Genomic DNA, 19,680 nt, shown 5'->3' with positions numbered 1-19,680 from the left:
GGATTGAATCTCTTACTGTTTATAGTTCTAACAGAAATTTTTATTCTTTTTTTTCGATTTTCATATGTTTGTCACCTTTTGTCGCATCAAGACCCAGCTGACGGAGACGTTCCAGGGGCATATTCGGTTTGGTAGAGCCAGCCAGCTGATTTTCCTGCTGGATCGTCTCATAGATTTCCTGGCGGTGAATCTGGACGTGACGTGGGGCTTCAATCCCAATTTTGACATGATCTCCATCGACACTTACAATTTTCACCGTAATCGAATCCCCGATGATAATCGATTCACCTGCTTTTCGTCCTAATACAAGCATCTTATCTTCTCCTGGCTGTCCACCGCAAAAACAGGCTGCTTCACAGAATACGGTGTTTTTTCTAATACAAGCTGCATTCCTTTGCGATTGGCGGTATTCAATACAACAGGGGCAGCCATGTTGGCTGTAGAGTCATGCAGCGGGTCACGAAGCACCACAATGGAATAGCAGGCTACATGCTCCCGCTGCTCAATGCTGAGTTGATGTATGACGTGTTCTGGAAGCGCGAATTCATAGTCGGAAAAGAAAGAGAACGGATCAAGTAAGATAAAGTACAAATCTTCATCAATGGCATGCAGTACAGTAAACGGACTGTCTTCGATTTTAAGCAGTAAGAATTGTTTGTGCTCCGGGAAGCCTGGAAGGCCAGTTTCAAATGAATACACTTCGTCTGCTGTGTAATCGACTTCACCAAATAGACTAGATGTGATTGTGAATGACATAGTATGCAAACTCCTTTATCAGAGGGCGATCCCCTGCTTACTGAACTCGATCAATCGTGCCGCCAATGACCTGAATGTGTAACTGATTCTGTTTCTGGATGTAATACGAAAGTCTCCCCTGTTCATACTGATGATGATACGGATGAGAAGGGAAATCGACTTTCATCTTGCTTTCCGTCCAATCCACATGCGTCTCGCCAGGAATAATTTCAAATTTGAGCGAAAAGTTTTTTGGAACGTTACCGTACGTGAACTGATATTTAGGAGCAAGTGATTTTTCACGTGCTAAATTTTTAATTGGATTTTCTTTGTTTTCGATTGCACCGATTCGCCTTCCTTCAGTCGTTACCGTACTGAGATAGGTAAAAAAGGCTTGTTTTCCATCTTCTGCTTCATCTCTTACTCGTTGAAAAATATGCTTGCAATTCATGTCGGCCCAGCATTGACTTTGGTCGATGATGAGTCTCGGTTGAGTACGCTTGATGATAACTTCTGCCGGGCTTTTTTCAATTTGAACGTCCGTTTTTGCAGGTTCAAATGTGTACGTCGGACGCTGGACATCCCAGGACAACTTCGTAAACATCTGTGTAATATCAAGCCGCTCCAGATTCACAAGCTATTCCCCCCTAGCGAAGAAAGTCGAGGAGTGTTGGCTGAATGATGCGTGAACCAGCGGCAAGAGCTGCCTTGTGCACGTTTTCGTTGTTCTGAAGATCCATGATGACTTGTGCCATGTCTGCATCTTCGCCGTTCGACATCATGTTTTTGAGGTTCCCGTTTTGTGAATCGAGCCGATCCTGAACGAGTTGAAGACGGTTCATCCGGGAGCCGATCTCCGCTCGTACTTGCAGGAAGTTGTCTGTATGTTTCTGGATGACATCGAGATACCCGGATAATTCTTTTCCTGCAACAGGAGCCATCTTGTTTTCTGGCGCCACAAGTGGAACTTGATTCGTGCTTGTTGGATCATACAAGACAATACTTTTAGGAACCGCTGTATCAGTTTTATCGTATGCTAAAAGTTTGCTTCCGCTCGTATTTTTCTTTAATGGCCATTGCATTGGAGTAGTAGCAGTAGGATCATATACTTTTACTGTCGGGTTTGTGGGATCTGTGAGATCAAGAATTGGATCTCCGTTCTTATCCGCTGCCAGAAGCTGACCCTCTGCCCCTCGCACAAACGATTCATTCTTCAGCTTCGTTTGTAAATGGTCATTCGGATCATACAATTCAGATTTTCCAGATGCATCAAATATCGGTCTTCCAGTTGCGTCAGCAGCGAGAGTTCGACCATACTGATCTGTCGCATATTCCGATGGTTTTAGCTTCTCGATGAGCGTATTCATCATCGAAAACAGATCGGTTCCTCCTGCCTTGTCATAAGCCGCTTTATCACTCGGGCTCAAAGCAGACTGGAAATCAGTGAGACTGGAAACGCCTGGATTTGATTGTCCAAACAACTGAATGCCATCCACATTCATCGGCATCTTGATCCCTTGTGAAACTTCCAGATTGATATCCTCGTTATTCGTACTGCCATACACACCATTAGCAAATGGGGCCTGGTCTGTATTTGTCCCGTTAAACAAATATCGTCCATTCAACGTCGCATTTGCCACTGTGCCTAGATGGTCGCGCAGCTGGATGATTTCATCGCGGATTTTCTCCCGGTCACCCTGATTAATCGTATCGTTAGACGCCTGGGTAATCAGCTCTTTTACACGCGAGAGTACATCTCCCACTTCGCCTACAGCTGTTTCGCTTTCGGTCATCCAATCGTTTGCTGCCCCTGTATTCTCCTTGAACTGTTCATTTTCTCCAATCGACGTGCGATACAGCATGCCACGACTGGCAATAACCGGATCGTCAGACGGCTTCGAGATTTTTTTGCCTGATGACATCATATTCTGCAGCTTATCCATGCGGTTTAGGCTATTGTTCAGATTACGCATCATCGTATTATTTAGCATATTTTGGGTAACACGCATAACTCAATCAACCTCCTATTCTCTCTATCTACCTACTAGTCCCATCTTATTTATAATTTGATCCAACATTTCGTCCATAGCGGTAATCGTGCGAGCGCATGCACTGTACGAATGCTGGAACTTGATCATATTGGACATCTCTTCGTCAAGCGAAACACCTGAAACCGATTGACGACGATTATCCACTTCGGACGTAAGAGACTCCACATTCGTTTTCATACGCTGTGCTTCCCGCGTCTCACTTCCAAGCTTAGAAATGATACTACGGGTATAACTATCAAACGATCCAGTTTCACCACCAGCACCACCGAAAACCATGTTTGTTTGTTCTTTTAGTGCATAGATGGCTAGTGCCGTCTTGTTATCCCCTGTTCCTGAGTTTGGATCAGAAGCTGCGATTTTGTTGACGGACTTCATGATAAGCGGGTTCACGATCATATCCCCCGGTCCCGTCGGAGGGGTGTTCATCCAGTTCCATGTAGTCGGATCATTGTCATTGTGTGGATTAGGATTAGTTGGAGAAGCTACTTTAGCGGTTTCGTACGCCTGTTTGCTTACAAAGAACGGGAGTGCGGACTTTGTAGAAGGCGGTATCGGGGTAATCGTCGGTGCATAATCTACGCCCCCCTGCTGATTCCCATCCAGATCTTTACCGGATTTATGGACTTTATTTACTTCTGTTGCGATTTTAGTAGCCAGATTACTAATGCGCGTCATGTAGTCTGGTAGAATCGTATCCCGTGATGCCAGTAATCCCTTCAACTCGCCGCCTTCCGAGAATTGATAATTAGGATTAGCTGGAGTCCACGTCGCTAAATTCGATTGATCTGGTGCCTGAGGTGGTGTAGTCCCTGAACGCAGTGTCGCACAGTAAATGTTAATATCCAGTTTCGTGGTTGTGCCGTCACGTAACGTATTATTTGGTGGGGCAGCCGTAGATGCTTCTGCTTTTACCACACTCGCCGCCTTCTCACTTACAAGGTTGACATTGGTTCCCTTAATATATACATCTACCATTCCGGTATCTTTACCATTGTTCGTAACAGGCTTGACTTCGATATCCATAGATTTCGAAAGCTTATCAAGAATCAGGTCCCGCTGATCATAGAGGTCATTCGGAGTATAACCGTGTGGAACAATATCATTGATTTGCGCGTTCAATTTTGCAACGGTATCCAGATATCCCTGAATCTCTGTCGTCTTTGTACCGATGTCTTCATTCACATTGTTCTGCTGTTGTATCATTTCACGCTGAATAAAAGCAAACGACTCCGTCATCGTCGTCGCCTTCTGGCGCACCACTTCTCGTGCAGATGTATCCTTTGGATTAGCCGAAAGCTGCTGCCAGGCACCCCAGAAGTCATCCATCGTCTTCTGCAGACCACTGTCTGTCGGCTCATTTAAAATATTCTCGATTTTTTCCAGCGTATCTGTACGGGCCCCGTATTCCCCAGCGTTTTTATTCTCGCCCCGGAACTGCAAATCAAGAAACGCTGTCCGCAATCGCTCGATGCTACTGACCCACACCCCAGTTCCTACCTGACCTGCCGAACGATTATTTACCGCACTCGGATAGGGGAAGGCTGGCATTGCCTCCATATTCACCCGTTGCCTTGTATAGCCTTCCGTGTTGGCATTGGAGATGTTATGTCCCGTCGTATTTAACGCTGTCTGCTGAGCAAACAGGCCAAGCTTCCCTATTTCTAATCCTGAAAATGTAGATGTCATCTAAACGTTCTCTCCTCTCTTACTTAAAATTATGCTTTACTATCAAAATATCCGCGTGTTGCTTTATACGGATTGTGTATGTTTTTTCTTGTATTCTGATAAGTCGGTGCGTCCGGAGGAGCTGTCATCTCCTCCAGTGACATATTCACAAACTCCAACGATTGTTCAATTAACCGCTGATTCAGGTGATTTAGCTCCTGCAGCTCTTTCACCAAATTACCGAGCTGCATCTGACAACGCGCCAGTTCCAGCTTGATATCCGAGTTCGACTCCAGTTCGATGAGATCACTTAAATAGCACGTTTCCTTGCGAATTCCCCGCTGCATTAAATAGAGCGAGATTTGTCTCTCCCGCTCTAGTTCAAGAGATTGGATGGTGCTGATACAGCGGCTTTCAAACTGTACGACGCGAGCCAGCTCATCAATCTTGCCCGTGATCAGTACCTCTTTCTTATGATTGCCAAGCTTCAACATGCGCTCATGCTCGGCAATCAACCGTTCCAAAATCTCAATAATATCCAAGATGTCGCTCATATCCATTCACCATCCGTCTTCTTGTTCTTACAGTTCGTAACGAAGTAATTTTTCGGCTATCCGCTTCGCATCTACCTGATACGTGCCCCCCTGGACTTGCTCTTTTAACTCACCAATACGTGCGGCACGCTCAGCTTCTGTCTCCTGATCACGCTGCATTTCAAGTGCTTCACTTGAAATCTCAAGCTGATCACGCTTCCCGTATGCACGTGTTTCCTCCTGGCGCTGCTCCTGCTGGCGGTATGGATTTACCGGTTGTACGGAGTTCGGACGTTCAATCCTCATGTTTATTCACCTCTGCTTTATAAGTCGTATAGGATGTATACTCGTTATTCCCATTCTCCCCGAGATATCCGCTCTCTATAAATAAATAAAGAAAGCCGACTACTTATTACTAAAGTAATCGGCAATTCTATCACAAAGTTTTAACTTTTTCTCGGTTCATCCCGTCCAACTTGATAAAAACCGGACTTACTGCGGCGTTCTTCTTCAACAAGCTCCTCCTGTCTCTGCTTGTCTTCTTGCATGTATCCAGCCATTTTTTTGATGTTGCCTACACACTTCTGACAGAGTGAGCCAGAACGGGTCGGACCCCCGCAACTCTTGCAGGCATATTCAATATTCGGATTGTTATCAATCGAAAGCCTGCCTTCTAGAATAAACGTCGTGATCTGCTGAAGCGAAACACCCGTTCCTTCACTCAGTTCATGAACGTTGCAAGCCCGGTTTTCTTTCTTGCGTATAAACTTGTAGCACTTCTCGTATTCCTCGTCGATTTTCTTCAGGCAGTTCGGACAAAGTGGCTGGCGAACCCGGCGAAATAGACTGCCACAACGAACGCAATTTTCAACATTTAATGACACAAGACTTTCCTCCCCCGTATGCGCACAAGTTTTATAACCATTGTACTGCAAAAACATGAGGAAGTGAGTCCTATTTTTTAGTTTGCTGCTGCTTCTTTTGCCGCTGCAACAGCTTTCTCATAGTCTGGATGATTCGTTGCTTCGGACACATACTCGACGTATGTAACGTTATTTTCCGCATCCAGCACAAAAATCGCACGAGCAAGCAAGCGCAGTTCTTTAATCGCTACGCCGAATGCTTGGCCAAACGACAGGTCGCGGTGGTCAGACAGCATGGTTACGTTCTCAATGCCCGCTGCTCCGCACCAGCGTCCCTGTGCGAACGGAAGGTCTACGCTTACAGTAAGTACTTCTACGTTTGCAAGCTTCGCTGCTTCTTCGTTGAATCGACGCGTCTGTGTATCGCATACGCCTGTGTCAATAGATGGTACAACACTAATGAGGCGGACTTTGCCTGTGCCGTTATTCAGTGAATACGGTTTAAGACCTGCAGCCAGCACTGTGAAGTCAGGTGCTTTGTCTCCTGCTTTAATTTCCGGACCAAGCAGAGTAACCGGGTTTCCTTTAAATGTGATTGCTCCTTGACGTTCTGTTGCCATGGTACATCCCTCCATAGTGGTTAGACTGTGATTTCTTATTTTATTGTAGCGGACAGTCTCCTCATTTACAATATATTGATAGTTTTTATATCAAGATTGATGTGCGCAGACTGCCCCTTTTATTCTCTACTTACCGTGCCCAGGTTATCCCATATACCTCTGCCTGCGACCATTGCTGTCGAATCACCTGTGCCGCCGCCTGCATGCTGCTTCCCGTTGTATACACATCATCCACAAGGAGAACACGCCTAAATGAACGCGCAACAGCCGCCGGAGCAAAAATATGCTGCAGCGCAGCCAGTCGATCGCCCCGTCCTTTCATGCTCTGCTTCTCGGTCGCTCTTGTCCGGACAAGCAGGCCACAAACCGGAATTCTAACCCGTTCTCCCAGCAAGCGAGCAAGCTCCTCTGCTTGATTAAATGTCCTCTCCATCAATCGATCTTCATGAAGCGGCATGTATGCAATTACATCAATGGAGAGAGAAGCGTACTCTCTTTGCCATACCTCATACAAGAGCTCTGCTAACACCGGCGCGAGCACTCGATCGCCGCGATATTTGTACCGGGCGAGCCATTCCTTCGCCTTCTCGTTATACGTCACAGCGCTGCGCGATTGACAAAACGCCTGGTGCGTCCGACGCACACAGTCCCGGCAGATTTCTCCCTGTATCCAGGGCCGTCCGCATACCGAACAGATCGGCCCCTCTATCCGGATAAAACCACTCATGCAGTCCTGACACACAAATGCTGTACCCGCCGCAAACGACTTCTCGTTCGCTTCCTGCCCGCAGTACAGGCAAGGCGGAAACGGTGGAAATAATACATCTAGCACGAAACGCCGGGCCGTCTGCCATAACGTCATCACATCTCACTTCCCGCAAGCTGATTCATCTCCTGAATATGGCGAACCGCTGCTTTCATATCCGGCGTAATCTCTTCTGCTAGAAAGAGAACCATTCCATCCGGACAAGCAGCCGACCGTCCCGCACGTCCGGCAATCTGAACGAGAGCCGCTTCATCAAACAGAGAGGCGTCCGCCTGTACAACGAGCACATCCACCCCGCCAATGGTCACCCCACGCTCCATGATCGTTGTCGTAAGCAGAAGGCGAATGCTCCCTTCCCGCATCGCCTTTACTTTTATCTCTCGATCCGGGTCAGCTGCATGTACCGTTTCTACTTTTCCTCGCCACTCGGGCGCAAGCTGTTCGATGTAATGATGTAGTACCGGAAGCCTGGCAATGGATGCGACGAAGAGAAACGCCTGTCCCTCTCGTTCTGCCACCTGTTTCAAAAAAGAAAGCAGCTCAGGAATCGGCCTTTTCTGTCTTAAACGATCGTTTAATTGGCTTGCCCGGCAATTGCCTGGTACCGGAAGTGGATGCCCGTGATAGCGTATCGGGATTTTCACATGGGGCAGAAAATCGGTGTCACTGTGCGGTTTTACAAGCCTTTTGCGATGTTCATCTCGGGGTGTCGCGGTCAAGTATACGGTTTTGCCCGGCAATTGCCGGGCACGCCTAACAGCAAATGGCAGCACGGGATCGCCATGGTAAGGAAAAGCATCTACTTCATCGATAATGACCAGATCAAACCGCTGATAGAAGCGGAGCGCCTGGTGCGTCGTAGCCAACACAAGCGGGGCTCGACTCCATTTTTCCGAGGATGCTCCATACAGAACCGAAAGCGGCGAATCCGGGAAGGCTTGCGCCAGGCGCGGTGCAAGCTCCAGCACGACATCCCGACGTGGGGTCGCCCACAATACATGACCGCCACAAGCCAGAGCTTCGTATACAATCGGAAACATAACCTCTGTCTTGCCCGCTCCGCACACCGCCCAGACGAGGAACTCATCAGCTCCCTCCTCTTCCCTGCGAAAATGAAGCATCGCCTCGGCTGCTGCTCTCTGTGCTGTTGTGAGCGTCGGATACTGGTCGAGAATGTGCCGAGCATCAAGCACAGGCCGCACTGTTTTTGAAGCAGACGAGAATGAAGGAATCGTATAATATGGCGTACATCCTAGACTGCGTCCCATCCCGATACAGCGACGGCAGTACGGACAGTCATCCTGCCCGCAACGCGCACACGACACCAGTACAATATCTGTACCCGTTGCGCCACAGCGGCGACAGCGATACCGCACAGGCGGGGCCAATCCGATCCAGCGGCGGAGGGAAGAAAAAAAGGAGAAGATTGTCTCTTCTCCCTCCCCCAGCTGCTCAATCCCTCTATATTTCTCCAGACTTCCTTGCTGCTCCATGAAAGCAAGGACATTCTCCGGCTCCCATCCAGGCAGTTTACTTTGAAATAGCCAGCTCACTTCCTCTTCTAGCAAAGCCCGGCCCTCAAGCCAGGCACACACTTCTTTCATGGCATGTACTACCTGGCTTTTTTGCATTTCTCGATCCCGTATGATTCATCTTCTTCCGCGATCATCGGTCTCACTTCCGCTTCCTGTTCCAGCCCGCCTCTGTCCGTCTCGCGATTTGCACACTTCTGCAGGACAATCTCCCCATCCTGCGTTACCAATATGACAATTGAATCATTGGGGCCAATTCCGCTTCTCGCCATCACTTCCCCCGGAAGCTGAACGGCTCCATCCTCCTGCACATATTCAACATGTGAATTTTTTAACATACATAGCCCTCCTTATACTCATTCTGAATTTTTCCGGTGCTGTCTTCCAACTCTGTATCTATGATTTCGACAGAATTTTCTATATTCCTTTTTTATTTTTGTATTTTTTTTACATTTTTCTTCTTTTCTGCGCACGGGTTTGTCGGATGGTGTTTCTGGCAACAATGAGGGCAAAGAGGTGACCGTCATGAATATACATACCGTACCTAAACGCTCCTACCCTTCCCACACGCGGGAAAAATTCTACGAGCGAACCAAACGGTTGTTTCCGGGCCATGCGAATGCGACGTACATTAACACAAGTGATCCAGCCTATTACGAAAAACTACTGCGAGCAAACCGCACCCATGTACGAGCATTGTATGAACTCGGACGCCAGTATGAAAAGCAGGGATTCTGGCGCAAAGCAGCCGATTACTATGATCGGGCTGTCCTGGCTGATCCCTGCTTTGAGCCTGCTGTTGGTGCGAAGATTCTGCTTGCACGGCGTAGACAGCAAAAGGAGCATATAGAAGCTCGCACACGTGCACATACAGCTTCTCCTGTACGCAAAAAACTATCTCTCATACAGATGACTAGCGCTGTTCTGCTTGGCTATACGCTACTCGCAACACTTGCATTTGTCCTGCTGCGCTGATCACTTATGTCCTATACAAAAAGCGAAGGGAATCGATTCCCCTCGCTTTTTGTCATGTATATAAAATTATTCTTGAACAACCAGTAAATTAGGCCAGCGGCAAAGCGCATGCTCAAGCAACTGCTGATCCGCTTCCTCCTCTGCCAGACCCCTTACTACATACAGCACAGCCGGAATTCCTTCTATCAGAGAGTACCATGCCGTATAATACGCTGCATATTCCACTTGATCCATAGGCGCACACATGTTAAACGCCGCATGTGGCCCAGTAAGACATTCGGCTTCCACCGGCGCACTGCCAAGAAGCCAGTTCACACCCCAACGCAATAGCCAGGTGACAATGAGGTACACCGCAGCTGTAACAGCCAGTATCATTCCAGGCCCCATTGCACTCCCCTCCTTTATTCCATATATATGCGAAATAAAAGGGAGGAGTGACAGGACATACGAGTAAAAACAGGAAAATTAGGAGAGCTTCACCCAGCCGTTTTTGATCGACATGACAACGGCCTGCGTGCGGTCCTGTACATCTAACTTCTGCAGGATGCTGCTAACGTGGTTCTTAACTGTCTTCTCACTAATGAACAATTCTTCCCCAATCACGCGGTTGCTCTTGCCTTCTGCCATGAGCTGCAGCACTTCACGCTCGCGAGGCGTTAACGCAAGAATATTACTTTCCTTCTCGCTGCCGCCAAGATCACTAATATCACTTAAAAGCACATTTTCTTCGTGGCTGTGCTCAATCGTGCTCAGGCGACGGAATTCAGTAATGAGTTTCCCGGTGACTTTCGGGTGAACGTACGATTCGCCGTTCGCTACTGCATTGATCGCTTCGATCAGCGCATCCGAATCCATCTCCTTCAACAAATAGCCGGCAGCACCGGAGCGAAGGGATTTGTACACGTAGTTCTCATCGTCATGAATCGACAAAATAATAATGCGGGATTCGGGCGCACGCTCCTTGATACGCTGTGTAGCTTGTACACCTGTCATCTTCGGCATGTTAATGTCCATCAAAATAACGTCCGCCTGGAGGTTCGCTGCCATCTCGCACGCTTCTTCTCCATCCGATGCTTCTCCTACAATCGTGAAGTGCTCTTCCATCTCGAGAATACGCTTCACGCCTTCCCGAAACAGTTTGTGGTCATCTACAAGTAAGATTGAAATATTTTGGTCTGTCATTTTTCACTACCTCCAGCTTTCGTGTTTTCTTCGATACGAAGGGGAATTCCGAAAAACAGTATGGTGCCTTTCCCTGGCTTCGATTCGATCTTCATCGTACCCTGCAATAATTTGACACGCTCCTGCATGCCCATAATGCCAAACTGTGGTCGCTCTCCTTTGGCCTGCTTCTCAAATCCAATGCCATTGTCCGCTACCATAAAGAGCACCTTGTTTGGCTTGAACTCAAGTTTTACTTCTACCTGCTTCGCGTTTGCATGCTTGGCTGTATTGTTAAGCGACTCCTGAATCAACCGGAACACCGCCACTTCAATCGAACTTTGCAGGCGGCGTTCAGGACTTAAGAGAGTGAGTTTAGTTTCAATGTGATGCCGCTTCTCATATTCTTCGAGGTACTTTCTCAGGGTAGGAGTGAGACCAAGGTCATCTAGGGCCATTGGTCGCAGATCAAAAATAATCTTGCGTACATCTACCAGACTTGCCCTTGTCAGCTCTTTTAATAACCGGAGTTCCACTTTTGCTTCATCAATCCGGTTCTGATTTAGCATTTTTTCTACAATTTCACTGCGCAGCGCCACATTCGCCATCGACTGGGCGGGGCCATCATGAATATCCCGGGCTACACGCTTACGCTCCTCTTCCTGTGCCTGAATAATCTGGATGCCCAGTAATTGATGATGATGGGCGGATTCGAGGGCAATCCCTACCTTGCGCAAGTCACCCTGCAGGTAATTAAGCACAATGCCCATCTGGGAAATCAGATTCTCTGATTTTTCAATGGTGTTTAGGATATTACGGTGGCGGCGCTCAAGTTCATCCCGCCGCTCGCGAAGATGCTTTTCCTTATCACGGGAAAGAGAAAGCTGGATCTGCATCTGGCTAGCCATCTCATACGCTTCACGGATCTCAAGCTCACTATACCGTTTAAAGCCGCGACTGATGTTAGCCAGGCGTTGCCGCGCTTGCTTCGCTTTCCATTCCAACTCGTCCGTTTGTGTAATGACGAGATCGATTTCGTTGCGCAGCGTTTCAAGTTCGAGGGTGATGAAGTTGTTTTCTTTATGAGCATTTTCCGCGATTTCAAAGATTTTCTCTTTGCTTTCCTCTACGGAAACTACCGTCTTATTCATCACATCGTCCAAAAGCTGAATGTCGATATTTGCCTCGCTCATTGAAATCCCCTTTCCACATCGCTAGCCATTAAGCCCCTCCTGTTCTCACTGTTTCAACAGGATACGGGTAAAATCCTTCAATACATTGTATCATTCATCCCACGCAAACAAAACAAGACCCATACACTATTACAGTGATGGGTCTTTTGGTTTGTATATTTTAGTTTGTCGTAAACTCAGCTGCTTCTTTTTTGAGGATTTCGGCTTTATCTGTATTTTCCCATGGAACATTCAGATCATTTCGGCCAAAGTGTCCATATGCCGCTGTATTGCGGTAGATCGGGCGGCGAAGGTCGAGTGCCTTGATGATACCAGCCGGGCGAAGATCGAAGTTTTTGCGAACAAGCTCAACGAGAACTTCTTCTTCTACTTTACCTGTGCCAAATGTATCAACATTGATGGATACAGGCTGTGCAACCCCGATTGCATATGCCACTTGTACCTCACACTTGTCTGCAAGACCAGCTGCTACGATGTTTTTCGCAACATAGCGTGCTGCATATGCACCAGAACGGTCAACTTTCGTCGGATCTTTACCGGAGAATGCACCGCCGCCGTGGCGAGCGTATCCACCGTATGTGTCCACGATGATTTTGCGGCCTGTAAGACCCGCATCCCCCTGCGGTCCGCCAATTACGAAACGGCCTGTCGGGTTGATGAAGTATTTTGTATTCTCATCAAGCAAGTCTGCGGAAACAATCGGAGCGATGACGTGCTCTTTCAGATCTTTTTGGATCTGCTCAAGCGTTGCAGCTGGGTCATGTTGCGTCGAGATAACGATTGTGTCAACACGAACCGGCTTATCTCCTTCGTATTCCACCGTTACTTGTGTTTTACCATCCGGGCGAAGGTACGCGAGTGTACCGTTCTTGCGGACTTCCGCTAAGCGGCGGGACAGTTGATGAGACAACGAGATCGGAAGCGGCATGAGTTCAGGTGTTTCATTGCACGCAAACCCGAACATCAGGCCCTGATCCCCTGCACCGATTGCTTCGATTTGTTCATCTGTCATCTGGCCTTCACGCGCTTCCAGTGCCTGATCGACACCTTGTGCAATATCTGGAGACTGTTCGTCAATAGATGTAAGCACCGCGCATGTGTCCGCGTCAAAACCGTATTTCGCACGTGTGTAACCGATCTCACGGATCGTCTCACGCACGACTTTTGGGATGTCTACATAGCAGCTTGTTGTAATCTCGCCTGCTACGAGCACCATACCTGTCGTAACAGATGTTTCAGCCGCTACGCGGGCATTTGCGTCTTTTTCAAGAATTGCATCAAGAATTGCATCGGAAACCTGGTCACAAATCTTATCCGGATGTCCTTCTGTTACGGATTCAGATGTGAAGAGATAACGACCTTTTTTAGGCGCCATGTTCACGACCTCCTTTTAGTTGCTTTTATTTTATTTGATGGTCCCTTCCCGAACCCATTTTGCAAAGCAGTAAAAAACCTTTTCCAATTGCCTGGCATCTGGAAAAGGGTTGATTTTTACTCAATCTTTGCCCTTTATCTTCCAGAAACAGCATAAAAAATCATGCCTTCTGCTGGTTAGCACCGTTCACCGCCATATGCGGCAATGAGGTTGCCGGGTTTCATCGGGCCAGTCCCTCCACCTTCTCGGGATATAGGGTCTTCATTCTAAACGAATATATCTTATTTTTATTTAACTGTCAATCATTCTATTGGACCTTGTAGTCGCCACGCACGATAATGTCTGCTTTGCCACTTGTTACCGTAAGACCGCGTCCGTCCGCACGCGGAATAAGTAGCAGATGATCATGCGGCACGGCTTCGCCATCCGGCATACTTGTCCCACTCGTCAAGTCCGGGATGGTATAGTCCTCACCCGGCGTCACCGCTTTAACCTGTCCGGTGCGCACAATGAATTCTGTGCCTTCCATTCCCGTAATGGTTTTGCCTGCCGTCACTTTCTCTACGGTGTATGATGTCGTACTACCTGTCGAAGTGGGTGAGGAAGGCTGCTGCGGTGCTGCCTGAATGAGTTTGACTAACTCTTGACGCACCTGCTCCACATAGCTGCGCGTTACAACGGGATCTCCTTCTGTTCCCGGCTCAGTTGGTGCCGCTGTCCCGACCGATACGAGTCCGACAGTAAAGGCTATTGCCGCTCCGGTAATTCCGTATCCCCATTTATTCACAATTACTTCCTCCCTTTGTTTTTTCTGTTAAGTTATACGCTTATGTCTTACAAAGGTCGTGTTTTTCTATCTACTTTATATGAACAAGCAATTCTGCTTCTTTTTTCTCCAGGCTAATCGCAGTAAAGTCTCGATCCAGCTGATCAAGCGCTACCCAGGTCATTCCGTTCTCACTGCGTACATGTGGATTGCCCTGCACGGCGTATTTGCGCTCGGTTTCTCCAATACGGAGTGCGGCCTGCTGCTTTGCACCATCCCAGCTGATCCGATAGCCGTATGCCTGTGCGAATGGACGCAGTGCTATGTACCAGCGTCCATTGACTTGCTTGGCGAACGGGGTCACTGCAGGCGGAAATCCGCTGAAGCTTACTTTTCCATCTGCGAACAGATGCAGTGAGGTAGCCCCTGTAAGATATGTAATGGCCTTCACGACCTGCTCATTCGGATTCTGCACCACATCGTCCGGTACGAGGCCGATGCCGTTGATCTTGTGCATATTCGGAGAGAAATATTCCTCTACTGTCATTTTCAGCACACCACCCTTATCAAGCGGCGTAATCTCCTGCACAGTACCTTTGCCGAATGTTTTGGTTCCCATAATACGGGCCGCTCCATGATCTTGAAGTGCCCCGGTCAAAATTTCGGATGCGCTGGCTGTATTGCCATTCACCAGGACGACCATGGGGATCGCTGTTCCTTTGCCTGTAGCTGGAATTGAAAGTTTCTTCCCGCTGCGACTGACCATGTTGACCAATGTTCCATGCTCAACAAACAAATCCGCAATGTCGATCGCCCCTTCAATATGGCCACCCGGGTTATCGCGCAAGTCGATAATCAAGCTTTTCATGCCGTCTTTCTGCAAGCGCGCCAGCTGCTCTTTGAACACATCGGCGATATTATATGAAAACGTATAGAGCGTCATGTACCCGATTTTGCCATCGAGCATGATGCTGTCTACCGGAGATGTCTGCATATCTTCTCGCTTCACGATTTTCGTAATCAACTGATTGTGGCGACGCACCTGTAATTCTACCTGAGTGCCTGACTGTCCTTTCATCTCTTCCGTTACTTCATCAATTGTCTTCCCAGCGATCTTCTGACCATTTATGACAACAATCTCATCACCGGAACGCAAGTCGGCTTTGCTGGCCGGGGAGTCTGTGACCACACTATCCACAAAAAATGACTGATTACGCTGCGCCACATAAATCCCGATCCCGGAGAATTGACCTTCCACTTCTCCAATGAAATTCGTAAACTCATCATCCGTAAAGTATGCGGTGTACGGGTCACCCGTCTCTGCTACGATGCCCCGAATCGCTCCATCTGTCAGTTTCTTTATATCCAAATTATTGTTAACGTGACCATTCAATATTTTCTGGAGCACTTCATGAATACGCGCTTCCTGCTCTGTGTAGGCGTTCGCCGTCACATCTTGTGCCCATACCGGAGCCGTGCCAAACGCTGCTGTCCATATAATCGCGCCTGCTAACGCCGTCGTAGCGACTCGTTTTCTCATCACGTAATTCGTCAACTTCCTCTCTGGTTTCAACTCTCCCTGTATACTGGTTCGACAACCAGGTGTCCTATCCTTTTTCCGTGCGCAATTCTGTATGCTCCTGCGCACAGTATGATACAATATTTGTGTTTGAAATGACAGACATGAGCTTATAAAAGAAAGGATCATCATGCTTTTTCATACACCAGAATTTTTCTTCTTATTCGTACTTACGTTTCTGGCCTATCATCTGTTTCGTCCAGCGCGGCTTGGCATACTGGCGGTCGCTAGCTGCTTGTTCTACGGCGCAGCGAGCTGGGGATTCCTAGCCCTGTTCCTCAGTGTATCGTTTTTGTCATACGTACTGGCGCGTCAGATACGCCGTGGCCGGGCACGGCTGTGGCTTGTACTTGGCATTAGCCTGAATGTCACCAACCTGGCATTCTTTAAATACTCGATGTTCATCATTCATAATCTGGAATCTTTATCTGGCCTGACATTTGTCACGCCGGACAGTTTCTGGACACGCATCGTGCTGCCCATCGGGATTTCCTTCTATACGTTCCAACTCATTGCCTATCTGGTGGATGTATATAAGGAACGTACAGAACCGGCTCACTCGTTCTTGAGGTTCTGGGTGTTCATCTCATTCTTTCCCCATCAGCTTGCAGGGCCGATCATGCGTGGGCAGGAATTCATGCCGCAAGTCGAACGTACGACTTCTCTTCCCGTCAGCACAGCTGACTTCAAGTACGGCGTCTATCTCATTATATGGGGGCTCGCCAAGAAAATTATGATCGCCGACCAACTCGCTCCCATGGTGCTGCCGTACTTCCATAATCCAGGGCAATTAACGACGATGGAAGCCTGGATTGGGGCGTACTTGTTCGGATTCCAGATCTACGCAGACTTCTCCGCCTACAGTGATATGGCAGTCGGGTTCGGCTATTTGTTCGGCTATCGACTGCCGATGAACTTCATGAGCCCTTACATCAGTGCGAGTGCCACCGAGTTCTGGCGGCGCTGGCATATTACGCTATCGAGTTGGATACGGGATTATATTTACATTCCACTCGGCGGTTCGCGCAAAGGGCGTGTCCGTCAGGATGTGAACCTGCTCGCCGCGATGCTCATCTCCGGCCTGTGGCATGGAGCGATGTGGACATTTGTCATCTGGGGGGCACTACACGGATTGCTATCTATCGCCCATAAATGGTATGCGACTGCACTGCGTCGTCTGCTTGCCCGCGTGCCTGCTGTTCCGGCTGCGGTCGAGCGTCTTATTTCGGCCCTGTATCATGTATGTGCCGTCTTTGTCTTTTTCCATCTAACTATGATTACATGGGTGTTCTTCCGAGCGGATAGTGTAGCGAGCGCACTCGTCTACGTAAAAACGATGTTCACGCCTTCTGACGGTTTATCCAGCCTGATCACACAGGCGAGCGCCCAGTCTGCTCCACTCACGCTTGCTGTGATCTTATATGGGGTGCATCTGCTCGAATACGGATTCCGCAAGCATGAAAGGGTCATTGCAGCAACGTGGCATCGCTTCGTCCCCGCTCCCGTGCGCGGGCTTGTGTATGCCGGGGTTGTCCTACTTATAATTGCTATGATTAAAGGGGAAAAACATGATTTCATCTATTTCCAGTTCTAATCATCCAACTCGAAAACGCCGGGTTGTACGCGGTTTCTTATGGGGAGTTGTGTTCCTTTTGCTGGCTGAACTTTTCTTATTCCGCAATCCGGCACTGTACGGCACAAGTCCGGCCAGTTTCCTCGGCCAGATTGCGAATGTGCAGGAGCGACTCGCCCGGCAAAACCCGGATCGCATTAAAGTCCTGATCCTTGGCGACTCGCAAAGTATGGATGCACTTCGCCCCCCGTTGCTTGCGGCGCACTACGGGGTAGCGCCAGATGAGATTTTCAATCTGAGTGTAAGCGGCGGCAAGGCCGTTGATATGTTACACCTATATGAAGAAGCAGCAGACAAGCTGCCGAATCTGAAACGCGTGATCATAGCAGTTAACGAGCACCAGGTAAACAGCGTCGATATAAAGTCCGATGCAAAATTCCGCTACTTCGCTACCCTGTCTGAGCGAATGGGGGCTCCGCATGTGGCAGACAAGGCTGATCTTGTATTTGGACAGCTGTTGTATGCGTACGGGCTGCGTGATGTGTGGACACAGCTTGCGAAGCAGTGGTGGGACGGGAAACTACCACAAGAGCCACGTGACAAGTACGAGTACCGTTGGGGCTTGCCGCCAGTTCCAGGTCGCGAACCCGCTCACCTTGGCCCTGCGTATGCCAGGATTGTAGCCGACCGCTGGATGAAGGACTATCGTCTGGATGGACCACAGGCGAACGCCTTTCATAAGCTAGTCGGAAAACTGGCGAAACGAGGGGTACAGATAACGATCGTTCAACTGCCGCGCACGCAGGCTTTTGAACAAGTAATGAAAGCAACGTACGGACAGCAGCAGGCAGCGTTCCGGGCACGTATGCAAACGGAGGCAACACAGGCTGGCGCTTCATTCACCGTGATTCCACCGACGCTTGAGGATGCCTATTTCCGGGATGCCAATCATGTGAATGAACATGGGGCCAAAGAGATTATCCGTGTGATGCCGTAATGATGATACAATAGAGAGACACAAGAAAAAAATAAGAAAGGAAGCTGGTTATGGAGGAAAAGTTAAATATAATCCTGTCCGTCGTACAAGACATTCAGAGTGACGTGAAAGGTCTGCAAAGTGAAGTAAAAGGACTACAAGGCGAGGTCAAGGGACTACAAGATGATGTAAAAGGGTTGCAAGGCGATGTGCGAAAACTGGATCAACGCATGGATACGTTAGAAAACGGTATGAACGAGCAGTTCACTACTGTTACAGACGAGATCCACACGATGAAAAATGAAATCTTCACAGTTAAAGACGAGATCCGCATTGTGAAGAACCAGACCGCACACAACAGTGAATTGGCCCCTGCTGTAGAAGCAATTCGGCTAGAGGTTACGTCTGCTACGGAGAAACTCGATGAAGTGGTGCACAGCATGCATCGCCTGGAACGCATGGACTTTCGTCTAAACCGGACGACCGACCGAGTAGACGAACTGGAAGCGGAAGTTGCCGTCTTAAGTAGCAAACTCAAAAACTAGATTCCTCTCATAACCAGTTACCACTTCTTTCTATCCGCCTGATGCCGTGAATACAAAGAGGGACGACACCCTGCTATCAGGCTGTCGTCCCTCTTATTTGTATTACTGTGTTTTTGTGTCCCTCGATTGAAGAATTTGTAGTTTCTTAACAATTTTCTCACCATTTCGGCAGAAGAGCAAAATCCTCATTTATCAAGGACTTTGCCCACATATCACTCACGACAGTACTTATATAATGTCATCAGTACAGAGAAATCAAGTAAACTTACTGAGTCTGGAAGACATCAAAAAATTGGTCTTTGTTTGCCCCTCCAATGGTAAGCTTGACTTTAGCCAATGTCGCGATAATTTTAAACTGATTTTCATTCACTTTAACTGCCGAGGCAGATACAGAGGCGTTACTTAATTGGTCATTAATATCACCAATCAAATCATCCATATCTAGGTACTGCCATTCCAATAATACAGTTGCCGTATTTACCCCATCACTAACAGTAAAGGTTCGATTTTTTAAGCGGTCTTCATCTATACCCGTGAAGTGACTAGTTGGGAAAAAGAAGGACCAATCGTTACCGCCCAATGTAATGGCCGCATTCGAACCTATCTTAAAGGTTGAGATGAAGAACGTATCCCCAAACCCCATGGCAGCCATTGGTCGATTGCCAAGGTTTATTCCATGATCATTACAATATTGCTGGATAGTACTATCGACTGCCGACCCTACCACCTGTCCACGAGTAAATCCATTCAGTGGGATATCCCAGTTCAAAGA

At 48.2% G+C, this 19,680-nt stretch carries 23 protein-coding genes and 1 riboswitch; of the genes, 4 read left to right on the top strand and 19 right to left on the bottom strand.

Annotation, left to right across the window (positions count from 1 at the left end; translation table 11 throughout):
* Positions 1-40 precede the first annotated feature (40 nt).
* The 12 genes from csrA to CB4_RS03370 all read right to left on the bottom strand — a co-directional run bounded on the left by csrA (position 41) and on the right by CB4_RS03370 (position 9,103).
* Positions 41-313 carry a carbon storage regulator CsrA gene (csrA, locus tag CB4_RS03425; protein ID WP_096463598.1) on the bottom strand — a complete coding sequence of 91 codons (273 nt, stop codon included), beginning with the start codon at positions 311-313 and terminating at the stop codon, positions 41-43.
* The gene (gene fliW / locus CB4_RS03420) at positions 301-756 is read right to left on the bottom strand and encodes a flagellar assembly protein FliW (protein WP_096463597.1); all 456 of its coding nucleotides are present in this window, start codon (positions 754-756) and stop codon (positions 301-303) included. The genes csrA and fliW overlap by 13 nt, the downstream gene beginning before the upstream one ends.
* Before the next feature lie 37 nt (positions 757-793).
* Complete coding sequence (locus tag CB4_RS03415; RefSeq protein ID WP_096463596.1) at positions 794-1,369, bottom strand: DUF6470 family protein; 576 nt, start codon at positions 1,367-1,369, stop codon at positions 794-796.
* A 13-nt stretch (positions 1,370-1,382) separates the two neighbouring features.
* Positions 1,383-2,744: a flagellar hook-associated protein FlgL gene (flgL, locus tag CB4_RS03410; RefSeq protein ID WP_096463595.1), complete on the bottom strand. Its 1,362-nt coding sequence runs from the start codon at positions 2,742-2,744 to the stop codon at positions 1,383-1,385.
* A 24-nt stretch (positions 2,745-2,768) separates the two neighbouring features.
* Positions 2,769-4,472, bottom strand: coding sequence for a flagellar hook-associated protein FlgK (flgK, locus tag CB4_RS03405; RefSeq protein WP_096463594.1), 1,704 nt, complete (start codon positions 4,470-4,472; stop codon positions 2,769-2,771).
* Between the two features lie 29 nt (positions 4,473-4,501).
* Positions 4,502-5,005 (bottom strand): flagellar protein FlgN, encoded by a 504-nt coding sequence (locus tag CB4_RS03400; RefSeq protein WP_157737771.1) that lies wholly within the window; start codon positions 5,003-5,005, stop codon positions 4,502-4,504.
* A gap of 27 nt (positions 5,006-5,032) precedes the next feature.
* The gene (flgM, locus tag CB4_RS03395; RefSeq protein ID WP_096463592.1) at positions 5,033-5,290 is read right to left on the bottom strand and encodes a flagellar biosynthesis anti-sigma factor FlgM; all 258 of its coding nucleotides are present in this window, start codon (positions 5,288-5,290) and stop codon (positions 5,033-5,035) included.
* A gap of 140 nt (positions 5,291-5,430) precedes the next feature.
* A complete protein-coding gene (locus CB4_RS03390) occupies positions 5,431-5,868 on the bottom strand; it encodes a flagellar protein (protein ID WP_096463591.1) in 438 nt (145 codons plus the stop codon).
* Positions 5,869-5,945: 77 nt separating this feature from the next.
* A complete protein-coding gene (gene tpx, locus CB4_RS03385) occupies positions 5,946-6,467 on the bottom strand; it encodes a thiol peroxidase (RefSeq protein ID WP_096463590.1) in 522 nt (173 codons plus the stop codon).
* A 130-nt stretch (positions 6,468-6,597) separates the two neighbouring features.
* Positions 6,598-7,329 carry a ComFC family protein gene (locus CB4_RS03380; RefSeq protein ID WP_096463589.1) on the bottom strand — a complete coding sequence of 244 codons (732 nt, stop codon included), beginning with the start codon at positions 7,327-7,329 and terminating at the stop codon, positions 6,598-6,600.
* Complete coding sequence (locus CB4_RS03375) at positions 7,329-8,864, bottom strand: ATP-dependent helicase ComFA (protein WP_096463588.1); 1,536 nt, start codon at positions 8,862-8,864, stop codon at positions 7,329-7,331. Before CB4_RS03375 ends, CB4_RS03380 begins: the two co-directional genes overlap by 1 nt.
* A complete protein-coding gene (locus tag CB4_RS03370) occupies positions 8,846-9,103 on the bottom strand; it encodes a hypothetical protein (RefSeq protein WP_096463587.1) in 258 nt (85 codons plus the stop codon). Before CB4_RS03370 ends, CB4_RS03375 begins: the two co-directional genes overlap by 19 nt.
* Positions 9,104-9,290: 187 nt before the next feature.
* On the opposite strand from CB4_RS03370, the gene CB4_RS03365 reads away from it, so the two are divergent.
* Positions 9,291-9,740, top strand: coding sequence for a tetratricopeptide repeat protein (locus tag CB4_RS03365; RefSeq protein ID WP_096463586.1), 450 nt, complete (start codon positions 9,291-9,293; stop codon positions 9,738-9,740).
* A 66-nt stretch (positions 9,741-9,806) separates the two neighbouring features.
* On the opposite strand, the gene CB4_RS03360 is transcribed toward CB4_RS03365, so the two are convergent.
* From CB4_RS03360 to CB4_RS03335, 6 genes are all read right to left on the bottom strand, one after another.
* The gene (locus tag CB4_RS03360; protein ID WP_096463585.1) at positions 9,807-10,127 is read right to left on the bottom strand and encodes a hypothetical protein; all 321 of its coding nucleotides are present in this window, start codon (positions 10,125-10,127) and stop codon (positions 9,807-9,809) included.
* 78 nt (positions 10,128-10,205) lie between these two features.
* Positions 10,206-10,922: a response regulator gene (locus CB4_RS03355; RefSeq protein WP_096463584.1), complete on the bottom strand. Its 717-nt coding sequence runs from the start codon at positions 10,920-10,922 to the stop codon at positions 10,206-10,208.
* A complete protein-coding gene (locus CB4_RS03350; RefSeq protein WP_096463583.1) occupies positions 10,919-12,094 on the bottom strand; it encodes a sensor histidine kinase in 1,176 nt (391 codons plus the stop codon). Before CB4_RS03350 ends, CB4_RS03355 begins: the two co-directional genes overlap by 4 nt.
* Positions 12,095-12,254: 160 nt before the next feature.
* Positions 12,255-13,469, bottom strand: a complete 1,215-nt coding sequence (gene metK / locus CB4_RS03345; RefSeq protein ID WP_096463582.1) for a methionine adenosyltransferase — start codon at positions 13,467-13,469, stop codon at positions 12,255-12,257.
* Positions 13,470-13,600: 131 nt separating this feature from the next.
* A riboswitch (SAM riboswitch) is annotated at positions 13,601-13,726 on the bottom strand.
* Between the two features lie 50 nt (positions 13,727-13,776).
* Entirely contained in the window at positions 13,777-14,256 is a 480-nt protein-coding gene (locus CB4_RS03340; protein ID WP_096463581.1) for a hypothetical protein, read from the bottom strand.
* Between the two features lie 70 nt (positions 14,257-14,326).
* Positions 14,327-15,775, bottom strand: a complete 1,449-nt coding sequence (locus tag CB4_RS03335; protein WP_231956230.1) for a S41 family peptidase — start codon at positions 15,773-15,775, stop codon at positions 14,327-14,329.
* A 169-nt stretch (positions 15,776-15,944) separates the two neighbouring features.
* On the opposite strand from CB4_RS03335, the gene CB4_RS03330 reads away from it, so the two are divergent.
* The 3 genes from CB4_RS03330 to CB4_RS03320 are packed head-to-tail and all read left to right on the top strand — an operon-like array spanning position 15,945 to position 18,908.
* Positions 15,945-17,408 (top strand): MBOAT family O-acyltransferase, encoded by a 1,464-nt coding sequence (locus CB4_RS03330; RefSeq protein WP_096463579.1) that lies wholly within the window; start codon positions 15,945-15,947, stop codon positions 17,406-17,408.
* A complete protein-coding gene (locus CB4_RS03325; RefSeq protein ID WP_096463578.1) occupies positions 17,383-18,384 on the top strand; it encodes a hypothetical protein in 1,002 nt (333 codons plus the stop codon). The genes CB4_RS03330 and CB4_RS03325 overlap by 26 nt, the downstream gene beginning before the upstream one ends.
* Before the next feature lie 50 nt (positions 18,385-18,434).
* Positions 18,435-18,908, top strand: coding sequence for a hypothetical protein (locus tag CB4_RS03320; protein ID WP_096463577.1), 474 nt, complete (start codon positions 18,435-18,437; stop codon positions 18,906-18,908).
* Between the two features lie 265 nt (positions 18,909-19,173).
* On the opposite strand, the gene CB4_RS03315 is transcribed toward CB4_RS03320, so the two are convergent.
* Positions 19,174-19,677 carry a hypothetical protein gene (locus CB4_RS03315; RefSeq protein WP_096463576.1) on the bottom strand — a complete coding sequence of 168 codons (504 nt, stop codon included), beginning with the start codon at positions 19,675-19,677 and terminating at the stop codon, positions 19,174-19,176.
* Positions 19,678-19,680 lie beyond the last annotated feature (3 nt).

Origin of the sequence: Aneurinibacillus soli (assembly GCF_002355375.1) — a bacterium.
GTDB lineage: Bacteria > Bacillota > Bacilli > Aneurinibacillales > Aneurinibacillaceae > Aneurinibacillus > Aneurinibacillus soli.
The sequence above is the reverse complement of the archived record's forward strand: the minus strand, read 5'-3'. Positions and strand labels throughout refer to the sequence as shown.